The organism is Paracoccus indicus (genome assembly GCF_003056335.1).
In the GTDB taxonomy this organism is placed as follows: Bacteria; Pseudomonadota; Alphaproteobacteria; order Rhodobacterales; family Rhodobacteraceae; genus Paracoccus; species Paracoccus indicus.
The window spans coordinates 238,776-255,117 of record NZ_PYWA01000002.1 but is presented as its reverse complement, the minus strand read 5'-3'; the positions used below and the strand labels follow the sequence as shown (position 1 = coordinate 255,117).

Below are 16,342 nucleotides of genomic sequence, written 5' to 3'. Positions count from 1 at the left end.
TCCTTATGCCGCGGGGATGCCGCGCGCCTTGCATTCCCGCAAGGTCTCGTTCGTTTCCATGACCCGCAGCCCCATCGGCTTGTCCTGGGACAAGATGAAGGCGGATCCGATCAGCAGCTTGCCGTTCCGTTCGGCCTGCAGGGTGCGGATGTGGCGCCCGTAGGGGGTGCCGTTTTCCTTGGCCCACCCGGCAAGCGCGCAGGTGGCATACGAAAAGGCGATATCCGCGTCTACCCCTTCGCGCAGATTTGCCGTCACCTCGACCAGATCGGTGGCGCGGCCGCGGTTCATCGGCTCGACCTTGGCAGCGATGAACTGTTCGGGCGCGATGGTCTGCGTCTCGGACAGGGTTGGCAGGGCGGGCTGACTGCGGGCGGCGAAAGCTTCCAGCGCCTTTTCCTGCGCGGTCTTTTTCTTGGGCAGGCTGGCCGCGACCAGACCGCCGAAATCCAGATCCAGGTTCGCGTTCAGCGCGGCCAGGTCGGCTTCGCTGATGGTGAAGGCGTCCTGCCCTGCGGGGCTGTCCAGATCCATCGTCGTGACGCTGCCGTCCTCCTCCAGAATCAGGATTTCGCCCGATTTCGTGGAAATCCGCGCCTGCGTCAGCGTGTTGTCCCCGGCCTTCTGGCCGGGCGCGACGACGCGCGCGCTCATCTCGGCGGGCTTGGCGCGGGGGCGTCCGTCGTCCTTGCCGTCGATCATCTGACAACCGGCCAGTCCGATCACGCCAAGCACGGCAAGGGCCGTCGAACGAATGGTTCCGGGGACATGCTGCATGGGCCTACTCCGCTGCGACGGCAGAGGCCTGCCGGGCCGCCGCCATGCGCGACAATTCCCCCATCAGGGGCGAACAGCGCGCGATCGGGTTGGTCAGATAGAAGTCCTTGATCGGGTTCACGAAGTCGGCGCGCCCCAGATCCTTCTGCGGCAGCGGCTGCCAGTCGCTTTCCACGACCGCCCCGATCTGGCCCAGATGCGGCACGGCCTCGATCAGCTTGCGACGCAGCTGCGCGATACTGTCCCAAGGCAGCGTCTGGCCCAGTTCGGCCGACAGCGCCCGCAGGATCGCCCAGTTCTCCTTGGCCTCGCCCGGTGCGAAATTGGCGCGCATGGCCAACTGGGGACGGCCTTCGGTGTTCACGAACAGGCCCATCTCCTCGGTATAGCAGGCGGCGGGCAGGATGATGTCGGCGCGATGCGCACCGCGGTCGCCGTGGCTGCCCTGATAGATCACCGTCGCACCTTCGGCGATCTCGACCTCATCGGCGCCCAGATTAAAGATGACCTGCGCCCCCTCGATGGCGGCATTCAGACCGCCCTGCGTGACGGCACCCACGTCCATCGCACCGACCCGCGATGCGGCGGTGTGCAGCACCATGACGCGGGCGTTCATCGCCTCGGCCAAGGCCATGACGGTGGCCAACACGGCCTCGCCATCGGCTTCGCGCAGGGCGCCCTGCCCCACGATGATCACGCCCGGTTCCTCGGCGGCGGTGGCCTTGTCCAACAGCTTGGACAAGGCCGCGCGGTCGGTGCCTGCATGGGTGTAATCGAAGGTCAGATCGACGGCCTGCCCCACCAGCGTGACATCCGCGCCACGCACCCAGTTCTTGCGGATGCGCGAATTCAGGACCGGCGCTTCCTCGCGCGGGTTCGTCCCGACCAGCAGGATCGAGGATGCCCTGTCCAGGTCCGCGATCGTGGCATTCCCGACATAGCCCGAACGGTTGCCCGCAGGCAGTTTCGCGCCATCGGTGCGGCATTCGACGTTGCCGCCCAGACCCTCGATCAGGGTCTTGAGGCTGAAGGCCGCCTCGACCGGGGCCAGATCGCCGACCAGGCCCGCGACCTTCTTGCCGGTCATGGCACGGGCAGTGGCCGCCAGCGCCTCGGGCCAGGTGGCGGGGCGCAGCTTGCCGTTTTCACGGATATAGGGCTTGTCCAGACGCTGACGACGCAGCCCGTCCCAGACAAAGCGGGTCTTGTCGCTAATCCATTCCTCATTCACGTCGTCATTGTTGCGCGGCAGGATGCGCATGACTTCGCGACCCTTGGTGTCCACGCGAATGGCGCTGCCAAGTGCGTCCATGACGTCGATCGTCTCGGTCTTGGTCAGTTCCCACGGGCGGGCGGTGAAGGCATAGGGCTTGCTGACCAGCGCACCCACCGGGCACAGATCGATGATGTTGCCCTGCATGTTCGAGGCCAGCGTCTCGTTCAGATAGCTGGTGATCTCGCTGTCCTCGCCGCGACCGGTCTGGCCCATCTGGGTGATGCCCGCGACCTCGCTGGTGAAGCGCACGCAGCGCGTGCAACTGATGCAGCGCGTCATGTGGGTTTCGACCAGCGGGCCGAGGTTCAATTCCTCGGAGGCGCGCTTGGGTTCGCGGTAACGGCTGAAATCGACGCCATAGGCCATGGCCTGGTCCTGCAGGTCGCATTCGCCGCCCTGGTCGCAGATCGGGCAATCCAGCGGGTGGTTGATCAGCAGGAATTCCATCACGCCCTCGCGGGCCTTCTTGACCATCGGGCTGTTGGTGCGGATCTCGGACGGGGCGCCTTCGGGCCCCGGCCGCAGATCCTTGACCTGCATGGCGCAGCTTGCGGCGGGCTTGGGCGGACCGCCCACAACTTCGACCAGACACATGCGGCAGTTGCCGGCGATCGACAGCCGCTCGTGATAGCAGAAGCGCGGGATCTCGATCCCGGCCTGCTCGCAAGCCTGGATGAGGGTCATGTTGGGATCGACATCGATCTCGTTGCCGTCGATCTTGATTGTCCGCAGGTCGGCCATGATTTCTTCCTTACCTGGCACTCAGCAGCGATCCAGCGACCGTCTGCCGTGCGATTTCGTCCCGCCCGAGGCGGCAAAATGTTTCCGGCTGTCCGTTCACGACGCCGTTTTCTACCATATAGCGGTCGGCCGCGGCATAGATGCGCTTGCGGTCTTCCTTGCTGTCCAGAAACGCATCGATCTGGTCGTCGCTGTAGCCCTTGTCCAAGGCATAGCGCTTGAGCGCCCGCGCCTCGGAGAAGGCCCGGATCAGGCGGGCGTCGATGCTGGGGCAGCCACGGCGCAGCATGTCGGCCACGCGCGCCTGCACCAGGCGATCATTGACATAGGCCTCGCTGGACAGCGGCTCCAGCGCGGCGGCGGGGCCTGTGATCAGCGATGCGGCGATGGCCATGGCGGCAAAGATGGGACGGGTCATGAAACGCTCCTTGCGATGATGATGTGTCCCCACATAATCATCGTCGCCGCGGAAGGTTCGACAAACCCCCGTGTTCCGCGCGTGAGCGTCATGGCGTCCCGACCCCATCATTCCGCAGCCATCGCCCCCATGCGTCCGGTCTTCTTGGCCTTCAGCCGGTCCTCGATCTCACCGCGGAAGTTGCGGATCAGACCCTGGATCGGCCATGCGGCGGCATCGCCAAGCGCGCAGATCGTGTGCCCCTCGACCTGCTTGGTGACGTCCAGCAGCATGTCGATCTCCTCGACCTCGGCCTCGCCCGAGACCAGGCGGCTCATGACGCGCATCATCCAGCCGGTGCCTTCGCGGCAAGGCGTGCACTGCCCGCAGCTTTCGTGCTTGAAGAACTTGGACAGGCGCCAGACGGCTTTGATGACGTCGGTGTCCTGATCCATCACGATCATGCAGGCGGTGCCGAAGCTGGACTTCAGATCGCGCATGCCGTCGTAATCCATGATGGCGTTTTCGCATTGCTCGGCCGTCAGGATCGGACAGGAGGCGCCACCGGGGATCACGGCCTTCAGGTTCTTCCAGCCGCCGCGCACGCCGCCGCCATGCTTTTCGATCAGCTCGCGCATGGGGATCGACATGGCTTCTTCGACCACGCAGGGCGTGTTCAGGTGGCCCGTCAGACCGAACAGCTTGATGCCCGCATTGTTCGGACGACCGAAGCCCGCGAACCATTCCGGTCCGCGACGCAGGATCGTCGGGACGACGGCGATGGATTCGACGTTGTTCACCGTGGTCGGGCAACCATAGAGACCCGCGCCCGCCGGGAAGGGCGGCTTCATCCGGGGCATGCCCTTCTTGCCTTCCAGGCTTTCCAGAAGAGCGGTTTCCTCGCCGCAGATATAGGCGCCCGCACCGTGGTGCAGATAGAGGTCGAAATCCCAGCCCGAGCCGGCGGCATTCGCGCCCAGCATGCCCGCGTCATAGCATTCGTCGATGGCGGCCTGCAGGGCCTCCTTCTCGCGGATGTATTCGCCGCGCAGGTAGATATAGCAGGCATGCGCGTTCATCGCGAAGCTGGCGATCAGCGCACCCTCGATCAGGGTGTGCGGATCATGGCGCATGATCTCGCGGTCCTTGCAGGTCGCGGGTTCGGATTCGTCCGCGTTGATCACCAGATAGGACGGACGCCCATCCGATTCCTTGGGCATGAAGGACCATTTCAGGCCCGTCGGGAAGCCCGCGCCACCGCGTCCGCGAAGGCCGGATGCCTTCATCTGCTCGATGATCTTCTCGCGTCCACGGCCGATGATCTCGGACGTGTTGTCCCAATGGCCCCGCGATTGCGCGCCCTTCAGGCTGCGGTCACCCATCCCATAGAGGTTGGTGAAAATGCGATCCTGGTCTTTCAGCATCCGTTCCTCGATCCTCTCATCCGCGCGTCAGGCATTCCTGCGCCGCCAGATACGCCAGGTCACGATCAGCGACCAGACAAAAGCGCCGATGGCGGCCAGATCGGCCAGATAGGCCCATCGTCCCGCCCACTCATATTCCTGGCCGATGGCCTGAATGGCCAGCCAGACAAGCATTGCGGCGGCGATCACGATGGCGACCAGCCGCATCTGCTTGGCATCCTTGTCCGCAGGCGCGGCCATCAGGCAACGCCCCGGGATTCTTTTGCCAGTTCCCTGGCCTGTCCGACCCAGTCATCACCACGGATCCGCGCGGCCCCGCGCCCGATCCGGCTGGCGAAGTCGTCGATCGCCGCCTCGTCCCATGCGGCGATCTGTTCGAAACGGGTCACACCGTTCTCGTGCAGAGCCTCAGCGATCTTGACACCGACGCCCTTGATTGCCTGCAGGTCGTCAGGCTCTCGATCAGCGGCATCGGTCGCCTGCAAGTCGCCATAGATGCTGCGTCCTTCGGCCATGCTTTCACGTTCGGTGTCGAACTGCGCGTCGCCCGATGGCGCGATCTCCTCGGTCACCTCGGCGGCGACCTCGGGGGTCGAAAGCGCCTCGGCCATGGGTGCGCTGCCGGGCAGATCGGACGGGATTGCGGCATCCATGTCCGACGCGACCATCGCCTGCGTTCCCATCTCGGCCAGCCAGAAGATCACCGCGCCCAGGAAGGCCGCGAAGACCAGCCCGATGAAGATCGCGGCCAGCCAGCCCGTCGCTCCGGTAATCCCAAGCGCGACGGTCACCAGAACGAATGTTCCCAACGCGGTCATGCGGCTCAAGCTTTGCATCGTGACGGTCACCTTTCTGCTGTCCATCGGCCCCCGGGCCGTTCTGACGATCAGTCCTTCTTGCTGTCGCTCTCTTCCTGTGCCTGTTTTTCCTCACCGCGAACGCCGGCGGGTTCGCGATCCGAAACCGGACGCGCGGCCGAGCTGGCCTGCGCCTCCTGCTCGGTCACGCCGGTCTTGTCGGCGGGTTCGCCATCGGCGGGACGCGGTTCGTCCTCGGGGGTCATGTCGTGACCCGACTGGTCGTCCACGGCGGCCTTCGGCTGATCGCGACGCCATTTGGTCAGGATCGGCACCTCGGTCCCGTCGATGCGCTTCAGGGTTTCGCCCAGTTCATTGGCCAGCTGTACGCTGGCATTGTGATCATGGCCACCCTTGGCATCTTCCAGGCTGGTCAGCCCGGACGCGGGTTCCGAGGCGAAGCGCCCGGTCTGGGACCCCGGCTGCGGAACCTCGCCTGCCGACATGCGGTCGATCAGGGCTTCCAGTGACGCAGGCGTCAGATCTTCGTAATAATCCTTGCCGATCTGGGCCATCGGCGCGTTGGCGCAGGCACCCAGGCATTCGACCTCTTCCCAGCTGAACTTGCCATCGGCCGAGGGCGTATGCGGGGTCGGCGCAATCTTGCGCTTGCAGACCTCGATCAGATCCTCGGCGCCGCAGATCATGCAGGTCGTGGTGCCGCAGATCTGGATATTGGCCACGGTGCCAACGGGTTGCAGTTGGAACATGAAGTAGAAGGTCGCGACCTCCAGCGCCCGGATATAGGCCATGCCCAGGAATTCGGCGACATATTCGATGGCCGGGCGGGTCAGCCAGCCTTCCTGTTCCTGCGCGCGCCACAACAGCGGGATGATCGCCGACTGCTGGCGACCTTCCGGGTATTTGGTGATCTGCGCCTGCGCCCATTCAAGGTTCGCAGGCGTGAAGGTGAAACTGTCCGGCTGGACGGGGTGAAGGCGGCGCAGCATCAGCGGTCAACCTCTCCGAACACGATGTCTTGGGTGGCGATCAAGGCAGGGACGTCGGCCAGCAGGTGGCCTTTCGACATCCAGTCCATCGATTGCAGGTGAAGGAAGCCCGGCGCGCGCAGCTTGGCGCGATAGGGTTTGTTCGACCCGTCGCTGACCAGGTAGACGCCGAATTCGCCCTTGGGCGCTTCGACGGCGGCATAAACCTCGCCCGCAGGAACGCGGAAGCCTTCGGTGTAAAGCTTGAAGTGATGGATCAGGCTTTCCATGTCGCGCTTCATGTCGCCGCGCTTGGGCGGGGTCAGCTTGCCGCGCGCCATCACGTCGCCCGCGGGCTCGGCCCGCAGCTTGGCGATCGCCTGCTTCATGATGCTGGTCGATTCGCGCATCTCCTGCATCCGGCAGAGGAAGCGGTCGTAGCAGTCGCCATTGGTGCCGACCGGGATCTTGAAGTCAAACTCATCATAGCATTCGTAGGGCTGGCTGCGACGCAGGTCCCAGGCCATGCCCGAGCCGCGCACCATCACGCCCGAGAAGCCCCAGTCCAGCGCATCCTGTTCGGTGACGATGCCGATATCGACCAGGCGCTGCTTGAAGATGCGGTTCTCCGTCAGCAGCGTGTCCAGATCGTCCAGCACCTTCGGGAAATGCTCGCACCATTCCTCGATGTCGTTCAGCAGATCGGGCGGCAGGTCCTGATGGACGCCTCCGGGCCGGAAATAGGCCGCGTGCAGACGCGCGCCGCAGGCCCGTTCATAGAAGATCATCAGCTGTTCGCGGGCCTCGAAGCCCCAAAGCGGCGGCGTCAGCGCGCCGACGTCCAGCGCACCCGTGGTCAGGCCCAGCAGGTGGTTCAGGATGCGGCCGATCTCGGAATACAGAACACGGATCAGGCTGGCGCGACGCGGCACGACGGTGCCCGTCAGACGCTCGATCGCCAGGCACCAGGCATGTTCCTGGTTCATGGGCGAGACGTAATCCAGCCGGTCGAAATACGGCAGGTTCTGCAGATAGGTGCGGCTTTCCATCAGCTTCTCGGTGCCGCGATGCAGCAGACCGATATGCGGGTCGGCGCGTTCCACCACCTCGCCGTCCAGTTCCAGCACCATGCGCAGCACGCCGTGTGCTGCCGGGTGCTGGGGACCGAAGTTGATGTTGAAGTTGCGGATGCGCTGTTCGCCGGTCAGCAGATCCTGGCTGCCGTCGTCATAGCTGTTGGTCCGGATATCGCCGTCCATGGCCTTACCCCTTGGTCTTTTCGTCGCCGGGAAGGACGTATTTCGCGCCCTCCCACGGAGAGAGGAAATCGAACTGGCGATATTCCTGCACCAGATTCACAGGTTCATAGATGACGCGCTTCTCGGCCTCGTCATAGCGAACCTCGACATAGCCGGTCGTCGGGAAATCCTTGCGCAGCGGATGGCCCGAGAAGCCGTAGTCGGTCAGCAGACGCCGCATGTCGGGATGGCCCGTGAACAGGATGCCGAACATGTCGAAGATCTCGCGCTCGAACCAATTGGCGGCAGGGTGGATCTTGACCAGCGTCGGCAGCATCTCATCCTCGCGGATGGCCGTCTTCACGCGGATGCGGTGGTTCTGGTACATCGACAGGAAGTGCCAGACCACGTCGAAACGCTGCTGGCGTTCGGGATGGTCGACGGCGGTGATGTCCACCAGGGTCGAGAACCGGCAGCTGCTGTCGCTGCGCAGGAACTCGATCAAATCCAGGATGCCGCTGGCCGTGGCCGTCACCGTCAGTTCGCCAAAGGCGACGGTGGCGTCCAGAACCTCGCCGGGGCGACGCATCTTGATGTGTTCGGCCAGCTGTTCCAGCGCGTCCATGTCGGGATAGATCGCCATCGTTACCTCACCAGCGTTCCGGTGCGCCGGATGCGGCGCTGAAGTTGCAGGATGCCGTAGAGAAGCGCTTCGGCGGTCGGCGGGCAGCCGGGAACATAGATGTCCACCGGCACGATGCGGTCGCAGCCGCGCACGACGGAATAGCTGTAGTGATAATATCCGCCGCCATTGGCGCAGCTGCCCATGCTGATGACATAGCGCGGTTCGGGCATCTGGTCATAGACCTTGCGCAGCGCGGGCGCCATCTTGTTGGTCAGCGTGCCCGCGACGATCATCAGGTCGGACTGGCGCGGCGATGCGCGCGGTGCGGTCCCGAAGCGTTCCAGGTCATAGCGCGGCATCGAGGTCTGCATCATCTCGACCGCGCAGCAGGCCAGCCCGAAGGTCATCCAGTGCAGCGAGCCGTTGCGCGCCCAGTTGATGATGTCTTCGGTCGTGGTCAGCAGGAAGCCCTTGTCCTGCAGCTCGCTGTTCAGCGCGGCGGTCGCGACGTCGCGGTCAGCACCGGCGGTATTCGCCCCTGTCATCACGCCCATTCCAGCGCCCCCTTCTTCCATTCATAGGCAAAGCCGGCGGTCAGAACCCCCAGGAAGACCATCATCGACCAGAATGCCACATCGCTGAGGCCTTGGAAATTGACGGCCCACGGGAAGAGGAACGCAACTTCAAGGTCGAAGATGATGAACAGGATCGACACCAGATAGAAGCGCACGTCGAACTTCATGCGCGCGTCGTCGAAGGCGTTGAAGCCGCATTCGTAGGCGCTGACCTTTTCGGGGTCGGGATTGCGCACGGCAATCAGGATGGCGGACAGCAACAGAAGCAGTGCAAGTGCCGACGCCATCCCCGCGAATACGAGAATGGGCAGATAATCCTGCAAAAGGTTTTCCACGGGCTTTGATCCCCTTGTCGGTCGCGGGGATCTTGGCTCACCTCGCGACGGGTTGGCTGTCTGCGGTTTAGACCCGCCACGCATCGGGGTCAACGGGCCGGACGTGGCGATGCTGCGGCTAATCGCAGCAATCTGGACCTAAAATCACGGGCTGCGGGAATTGTTGGCGGCCTCGGGCCGGACCGGGGCAGGATAAGGCGAGCCTCCCTGCCCCGGCTTGATTCTATTCGATTTCGACCAGCAGGTCCTTGGCGTCGATCTGCTGACCGGGGGTGACGTGGACGGCCTTGATGGTGCCGTCGCGGTCGGCGTGCAGGCCGGTTTCCATCTTCATCGCCTCGATCGTCAGCAGCATGTCGCCCTGACTGACCTTGGCACCGACGACGGCGGCGACCGATGCGACCACGCCCGGCATCGGCGCGCCGACATGACCCGCGTTCGCCGGGTCGGCCTTGGGGCGGGCGGCCGCGGTGCCGGTGGCCTTGCGGTTCGGGATGCGGACCTGGCGGGGCTGGCCGTTCAGTTCGAAGAAGACCTTCATCTCGCCCTTTTCGTCGGTCTCGCCCAAGGTCAGCAGGCGGATCTCCAAGGTCTTGCCTGGGTCGATCTCGACGCTGATCTCCTGCCCCGGCTCCATCCCGTAGAAGAAGTTGCGGGTCGGCAAGGTGCGGACGGGACCATAGGTTTCGTGACGCGCCATGTAGTCGGTGAAGACCTTAGGATACATCAGGTAGCCGTTCAGATCCTCATCGTCGATGGGCTTGCCACCCAACTCTTCGGACAGCTTCGCGCGGACGGCCTCCAGGTCGACGGGCTCCAGATGGGCGCCGGGGCGATCGGTGAAGGGTTCCTCGCCCTTCAGGATCTTGGCCTGGATCGCCTGCGGCCAGCCGCCGGGGGGTTGGCCCAGGTTGCCGCGCATCATGTCAACGACGCTGTCGGGGAAGCTGACATCGACCGACGGATCCATGACCTGTTCGGGCGTCAGGTTCTGCGCCACCATCATCAGCGCCATGTCACCGACCACCTTCGAGGACGGCGTCACCTTGACGATGTCGCCGAACATGCGGTTCACGTCGGCATAGGCCTGCGCGACCTCGTGCCAGCGATCTTCCAGCCCCATCGAACGTGCCTGCGCCTTGAGGTTGGTGAACTGGCCGCCCGGCATCTCGTGCAGATAGACCTCGGATGCGGGGGCCTGCAGGCCGCTTTCGAAGGCGGCATAGCTTTCGCGGACCCGTTCCCAGTAGTTGCTGATGGCGCGGATATGGCCGATGTCCAGACCGGTGTCGCGGGAGGTATGGGCCAGCGCCTCGACGACCGACCCCATGGTCGGCTGGCTGGTGTTGCCCGACAGCGCGTCCATCGCGCAATCGACGGCATCGACGCCCGCCTCGGCAGCGGCAAGGATGGTCGCGCCGCCCATGCCGCTGGTGTCATGGGTGTGGAAGTGGATCGGCAGGCCGACCTCCTCCTTCAGGGCCTTGATCAGCTGGGTTGCGGCGGCGGGCTTCAGCAGGCCCGCCATGTCCTTTAGGCCCAGCACATGCGCACCCGCGGCCTTCAGGTCCTTGGCGGTCTTGACGTAATAGGCCAGGTCGTATTTCGCCCGATCCGGGTCCAGCATGTTGCCGGTATAGCAGACCGTGCCCTCGCAGATCTTGCCGCTCTCGATCACCGCATCCATGGCGACGCGCATGTTTTCGACCCAGTTCAGGCTGTCGAAGACGCGGAAGACATCGACGCCGGTTTCCGCGGCCTGACGCACGAAGGACTGCACGACGTTGTCGGGATAGTTGGTATAGCCGACGCCATTGCTGGCGCGCAGCAGCATCTGCGTCATCAGGTTGGGCATATGCGCCCGGATGTCGCGCAACCGCTGCCACGGACATTCCTGCAGGAAGCGATAGGCCACGTCGAAGGTCGCCCCGCCCCAGCATTCGACGCTGAACAGCTGCGGCAGATTGGCGGCATAGCTGGGCGCCACGCGGATCATGTCGATCGAGCGCATGCGCGTCGCCAGCAGCGACTGGTGCCCGTCGCGCATGGTGGTGTCGGTGATCAGCAGCTGCTTCTGCGCGGCCATCCAGTCGGCCACGGCCTGCGCGCCTCGGGCTTCCAGCAGCTGACGGGTGCCCGGCGCGGGTTCGGCCACGGGCGCGGGGGCCACGGGCTGGCGCGCCTGCGCGGGCGGCAGGGCACGCCCCGAGGTCTCGGGGTGGCCGTTCACGCTGATGTCGGCCAGATAGGTCAGGATGCGGGTCGCGCGGTCCTGACGTTTCTTGAAGGTGAACAGATCGTCCGTCGTGTCGATGAACTTGGTGGTATAGGTGTCATCCAGGAAGGTCGGATGCTTCAGCAGGTTGATGACGAAGTCGATGTTCGTCGAAACGCCCCGCACCCGGAACTCGCGCAGGGCGCGGTCCATGCGCTTGATCGCCTGATCGGGGGTCTGCGCCCAAGCCGTCACCTTGACCAGCAGCGAATCATAATACCGCGTGATGACGCCGCCGGAATAGGCCGTGCCGCCGTCCAGGCGAATGCCCATGCCGGTCGCGCTGCGATAGGCGGTGATGCGGCCGTAATCGGGGATGAAGTTGTTCTGCGGGTCCTCGGTCGTCACCCGGCACTGCAAGGCGTGGCCCGAGAGGGTGATGTCCTCTTGCCGCGCGTGGCCGGTGGCCTCGGCCAGGGTCGCGCCCTCGGCAATCTTGATCTGGGACTGGACGATGTCGATGCCGGTGACTTCCTCGGTCACGGTGTGCTCGACCTGGACGCGCGGGTTCACCTCGATGAAGTAGAACTGCTGGCTGTCCATATCCATCAGGAATTCGACGGTGCCCGCGCATTCGTAACCGACCGCCTGCCCGATCTTCAGCGCAAGGCCGCAGACCTCGGCGCGCTGTTCCTCGGTCAGATAGGGGGCGGGGGCGCGTTCGACGACCTTCTGGTTACGACGCTGCACGGTGCAATCGCGTTCGAACAGGTGATAGAGCCCTCCATGCGTGTCGCCCAGCAGCTGAACCTCGACGTGGCGGGCACGCAGGATCATCTTTTCCAGATAGCCCTCGCCGTTGCCGAAGGCGGCCTCGGCCTCGCGGCGACCCTCACGGACCTTCTCGACCAGTTCGGCTTCGCTGTTGATGGGCCGCATGCCGCGACCGCCGCCGCCCCAGCTGGCCTTCAGCATCAGCGGATAGCCGACCTCGGCCGCTTCCTTCTTGATGGCGTCGAAATCTTCGCCCAAGACTTCGGTCGCGGGGATGACGGGCACGCCCGCCTCGATCGCGACGCGGCGCGCGCTGGCCTTGTCGCCAAGGGCGCGCATGGTTTCGGCCTTGGGACCGATGAAGGTGATCCCGGCTTCGAAGCAGGCATCGACGAATTCCGGGTTTTCGGACAGCAGGCCGTACCCCGGGTGGATCGCATCGGCACCGCATTCCTTGGCGACGCGGATGATCTCGGGGATGGACAGATAGGCCGCCACCGGCCCCAGACCTTCGCCGATGCGGTATGCCTCATCCGCCTTGAAGCGGTGAAGCCCCAGCTTGTCCTCCTCGGCATAGACCGCAACCGTCCGTTTGCCCAGTTCGTTCGCGGCACGCATGACGCGGATCGCAATCTCCCCCCGGTTCGCAACCAGAATTTTCTCGAACATGCGAAACCCCCTTGTATCGATTTGCCAGCATCCTAGCGCCGCCGCAGTGCAGCGCAAGTGTTAGCGATAACTGACGTCACTGCAGAAAAATCCGTGCCGATCATTGATGCAGGTCGCACAAGAATGCCAGCAATCTTGCGCGGGGGCTTGAATGTTCCTGCAATGTTCGCAAAGTGAACTTGCTTTACGGCTGTGCATTCCTATCTGACACGCTTGGGCATCAGGGACACCGCATGGAACATAAGTTTATCGAAGTGCGCGGCGCGCGCGAACATAACCTCAAGGGTGTCGACATGGACATCCCGCGCGACCAGCTGGTGGTGATCACCGGGTTGTCGGGGTCGGGCAAGTCGTCGCTGGCCTTCGACACTGTCTATGCCGAGGGGCAGCGGCGCTATGTAGAAAGCCTGTCGGCCTATGCGCGTCAGTTTCTGGACATGATGGGCAAGCCCGATGTGGATCACATCAGCGGCTTGTCCCCAGCCATCAGCATCGAACAGAAGACGACGTCCAAGAACCCGCGTTCGACCGTGGGGACCGTGACCGAGATCTATGACTACATGCGCCTGTTGTTCGCGCGCGCCGGCACCCCCTATTCCCCCGCGACCGGCCTGCCGATCGAGGCGCAGCAAGTGCAGGACATGGTCGACCGCATTATGGCGCTGCCCGAAGGCACGCGGGCCTATCTGCTGGCCCCCATCGTGCGCGACAGGAAGGGCGAATACCGCAAGGAATTCCTTGAGCTGCGCAAGCAGGGTTTCCAGCGCATCAAGGTCAACGGCGATTTCCACGACCTGGACGAACCGCCGACGCTGGACAAGAAGTTCCGCCACAACATCGACGTGGTCGTGGACCGCATCGTCGTGCGCGAAGGCATGGAAACGCGCTTGGCCGACAGCCTGCGCACCGCGCTGGATCTGGCCGACGGCATCGCGCACTTGGAAACCGCACCGACCGAGGGCGAACCCGAGCGCCTGACCTTTTCCGAGAAATTCGCCTGCCCCGTCAGTGGCTTCACCATCCCCGAGATCGAGCCGCGGCTGTTTTCCTTCAACGCGCCCTTCGGTGCCTGCCCGGTCTGCGACGGGCTTGGGGTCGAGCTGTTCTTCGACGAACGCTTGATCGTCCCCGATGCGGCGCTGTCGGTCGACAAGGGGGCCATCGCGCCTTGGGCAAAGTCGAAATCCGCCTATCTGACCCAGACCGTCAACGCGCTGGCCAAGCATTACGGCTTCGACAAAAAGACCGCCTGGAAAGACCTGCCGCAGGACGCCCGTCAGATGTTCCTGCATGGGTCCGGCGCCGAGGAGATCAAGTTCCGCTTCGACGATGCCGGACGCGTCTATGAGATCGCCCGCGTCTTCGAAGGTGTCATCCCCAACATGGAGCGTCGCCTGCGCGAATCCGACAGCCAATGGGTCCGCGAGGAATTCGAGCGCTATCAGAACAACCGCCCCTGTGGCGCCTGCAGTGGCTATCGCTTGAAGCCCGAGGCGCTGGCCGTCAAGATCGCCGGCGACCACGTCGGGCAGGTCGTCGAACTGTCCATCAAGGACGCCTTGGCCTGGGTCGAGGATGCCCCGAACCACCTGTCGAAGCAGAAGAACGAGATTGCCGCCGCCATCCTGAAGGAAATCCGCGAACGCCTTGGTTTCCTAGTCAATGTCGGGCTGGATTACCTGACGCTTTCGCGTGCGGCGGGCACGTTGTCGGGGGGCGAAAGCCAGCGCATCCGCTTGGCCAGCCAGATCGGCAGCGGGCTGACCGGCGTGCTCTACGTGCTGGACGAGCCCTCGATCGGGCTGCATCAGCGCGACAACGACCGCCTTCTGACCACGCTGATGAACCTGCGCGATCAGGGGAACTCGGTTCTGGTGGTGGAACACGACGAGGATGCGATCCGCCATGCGGATTACGTCTTCGACATGGGCCCCGGCGCAGGCGTTCACGGCGGCACGGTCGTCAGCCATGGCACGCCGGATCAGGTTGCGGCTGATCCAAACAGCCTGACGGGGCAGTACCTTTCGGGCGAAAGATCCATCGCGGTTCCGGAGAAACGCCGCAAGGGCAACGGCAAGAAGGTCAGTGTCCTCAAGGCGACCGGCAACAACCTGAAGAAGGTGACGGCCGATTTCCCGCTTGGCAAATTCGTCTGCGTGACCGGCGTGTCGGGCGGCGGCAAGTCCACCCTGACCATCGAGACGCTGTTCAAGACCGCATCCCTTCGTCTGAACGGCGCACGCCAGACCCCTGCCCCCTGCGAGACGATCAAGGGGTTGGAGCATCTGGACAAGGTCATCGACATCGACCAGCGCCCCATCGGCCGCACGCCGCGGTCGAACCCGGCGACCTATACCGGCGCCTTCACCCCGATTCGCGACTGGTTCGCGAATCTGCCCGAGGCGAAGGCCCGCGGCTACAAGCCCGGCCGCTTCAGCTTCAACGTCAAGGGCGGCCGCTGCGAGGCGTGCCAGGGTGACGGCGTCATCAAGATCGAGATGCACTTCCTGCCCGACGTCTATGTCGAATGCGAGACTTGTAAGGGCAAACGCTACAACCGCGAGACGCTGGAAGTCACCTTCAAGGGTCAGTCGATCGCCGACGTGCTGGACATGACCGTCGAGGATGCGCAGACCTTCTTTGCCGCCGTGCCGTCGATCCGGACCAAGATGGATGCGCTGATGCAGGTGGGGCTGGGCTATATCAAGGTCGGCCAGCAGGCCACGACCCTGTCGGGCGGCGAGGCGCAGCGCGTCAAGCTGTCCAAGGAATTGTCGCGCCATTCCACGGGCCGGACGCTCTATATCCTGGACGAACCCACCACCGGCCTGCATTTCGAGGATGTGCGCAAGCTGCTGGAGGTGCTGCACGAGTTGGTCGAACAGGGCAACACGGTGGTGGTGATCGAACACAACCTCGACGTCATCAAGACCGCCGACTGGCTGATCGACATCGGCCCCGAGGGCGGCGATGGCGGCGGCTTCATCGTCGCAACTGGCACCCCCGAAGACGTCGCCAAGGTCGAGGCCAGCCATACCGGCCGCTATCTGGTCGACATGCTGGCCCCCGCCCGCATCCGCGCCGCCGAATGACGCCCATCGCCTGGCAGCGGATCGAGGGCGTGATGATTGCCTTGGGCGCCCTGCCCTTGGCGGTAATGACCCAGAATGGCTGGCCGCTCTGGGTCTGGCCGCTGGCCCTGCTCGCCCCCGACCTGGGCGCCTTGGGCTATCTGGCGGGGCCGCGCGTCGGGGCCTTCACCTATAACCTGACGCATCTCTATGGCGCGGGGCTGTTGTTGGCACTGCTGGGGTTGGTGGCGGGGCTTCCGGTGCTGATCGCTTGCGGAGCGCTGTGGCTGCTGCACGTGGGGGCAGATCGCGCCCTGGGGCTGGGGCTGAAGCATGACAGCGCATTTCGCGACACCCATCTTGGGCGGATCGGAGGGCAGCGCTGAAAAAATTCACGTCCGAGGTATTTTTCCCCTTGCAGCCCCCGGACGCTTTCCGT

General features: G+C 64.3%; 14 protein-coding genes. 2 read left to right on the top strand and 12 right to left on the bottom strand.

Annotated features, from left to right (window positions below; translation table 11 throughout):
* Positions 1-3: 3 nt before the first annotated feature.
* From DDE75_RS04160 to DDE75_RS04105, 12 genes are all read right to left on the bottom strand, one after another.
* On the bottom strand, positions 4-777 hold the full coding sequence (locus DDE75_RS04160; RefSeq protein WP_108501124.1) for a hypothetical protein: 774 nt from the start codon (positions 775-777) through the stop codon (positions 4-6).
* Between the two features lie 4 nt (positions 778-781).
* Positions 782-2,794 (bottom strand): NADH-quinone oxidoreductase subunit NuoG, encoded by a 2,013-nt coding sequence (gene nuoG, locus DDE75_RS04155; RefSeq protein ID WP_108501123.1) that lies wholly within the window; start codon positions 2,792-2,794, stop codon positions 782-784.
* A 10-nt stretch (positions 2,795-2,804) separates the two neighbouring features.
* Positions 2,805-3,212, bottom strand: coding sequence for a DUF5333 domain-containing protein (locus tag DDE75_RS04150; RefSeq protein WP_245894612.1), 408 nt, complete (start codon positions 3,210-3,212; stop codon positions 2,805-2,807).
* Between the two features lie 107 nt (positions 3,213-3,319).
* Complete coding sequence (nuoF, locus tag DDE75_RS04145) at positions 3,320-4,615, bottom strand: NADH-quinone oxidoreductase subunit NuoF (RefSeq protein ID WP_108501122.1); 1,296 nt, start codon at positions 4,613-4,615, stop codon at positions 3,320-3,322.
* A 27-nt stretch (positions 4,616-4,642) separates the two neighbouring features.
* A complete protein-coding gene (locus DDE75_RS04140) occupies positions 4,643-4,855 on the bottom strand; it encodes a DUF5337 domain-containing protein (protein WP_108501121.1) in 213 nt (70 codons plus the stop codon).
* Positions 4,855-5,433 carry a helix-hairpin-helix domain-containing protein gene (locus DDE75_RS04135; protein WP_335672031.1) on the bottom strand — a complete coding sequence of 193 codons (579 nt, stop codon included), beginning with the start codon at positions 5,431-5,433 and terminating at the stop codon, positions 4,855-4,857. Before DDE75_RS04135 ends, DDE75_RS04140 begins: the two co-directional genes overlap by 1 nt.
* A 68-nt stretch (positions 5,434-5,501) precedes the next feature.
* Entirely contained in the window at positions 5,502-6,422 is a 921-nt protein-coding gene (gene nuoE, locus DDE75_RS04130) for an NADH-quinone oxidoreductase subunit NuoE (protein ID WP_108501120.1), read from the bottom strand.
* Positions 6,422-7,660, bottom strand: a complete 1,239-nt coding sequence (locus DDE75_RS04125; protein WP_108501119.1) for an NADH-quinone oxidoreductase subunit D — start codon at positions 7,658-7,660, stop codon at positions 6,422-6,424. Before DDE75_RS04125 ends, nuoE begins: the two co-directional genes overlap by 1 nt.
* 4 nt (positions 7,661-7,664) lie before the next feature.
* Positions 7,665-8,282 (bottom strand): NADH-quinone oxidoreductase subunit C, encoded by a 618-nt coding sequence (locus DDE75_RS04120; protein WP_245894611.1) that lies wholly within the window; start codon positions 8,280-8,282, stop codon positions 7,665-7,667.
* A gap of 2 nt (positions 8,283-8,284) precedes the next feature.
* Positions 8,285-8,818: a NuoB/complex I 20 kDa subunit family protein gene (locus tag DDE75_RS04115; protein ID WP_108501118.1), complete on the bottom strand. Its 534-nt coding sequence runs from the start codon at positions 8,816-8,818 to the stop codon at positions 8,285-8,287.
* Positions 8,809-9,174, bottom strand: coding sequence for an NADH-quinone oxidoreductase subunit A (locus DDE75_RS04110; RefSeq protein WP_108501117.1), 366 nt, complete (start codon positions 9,172-9,174; stop codon positions 8,809-8,811). The genes DDE75_RS04115 and DDE75_RS04110 overlap by 10 nt, the downstream gene beginning before the upstream one ends.
* Before the next feature lie 223 nt (positions 9,175-9,397).
* On the bottom strand, positions 9,398-12,832 hold the full coding sequence (locus DDE75_RS04105) for a pyruvate carboxylase (RefSeq protein ID WP_108501116.1): 3,435 nt from the start codon (positions 12,830-12,832) through the stop codon (positions 9,398-9,400).
* 233 nt (positions 12,833-13,065) lie between these two features.
* On the opposite strand from DDE75_RS04105, the gene uvrA reads away from it, so the two are divergent.
* Positions 13,066-15,924, top strand: coding sequence for an excinuclease ABC subunit UvrA (gene uvrA, locus DDE75_RS04100; protein WP_108501115.1), 2,859 nt, complete (start codon positions 13,066-13,068; stop codon positions 15,922-15,924).
* The gene (locus DDE75_RS04095) at positions 15,921-16,289 is read left to right on the top strand and encodes a DUF4260 domain-containing protein (RefSeq protein ID WP_108501114.1); all 369 of its coding nucleotides are present in this window, start codon (positions 15,921-15,923) and stop codon (positions 16,287-16,289) included. Before uvrA ends, DDE75_RS04095 begins: the two co-directional genes overlap by 4 nt.
* The last annotated feature ends 53 nt before the right edge of the window (positions 16,290-16,342 follow it).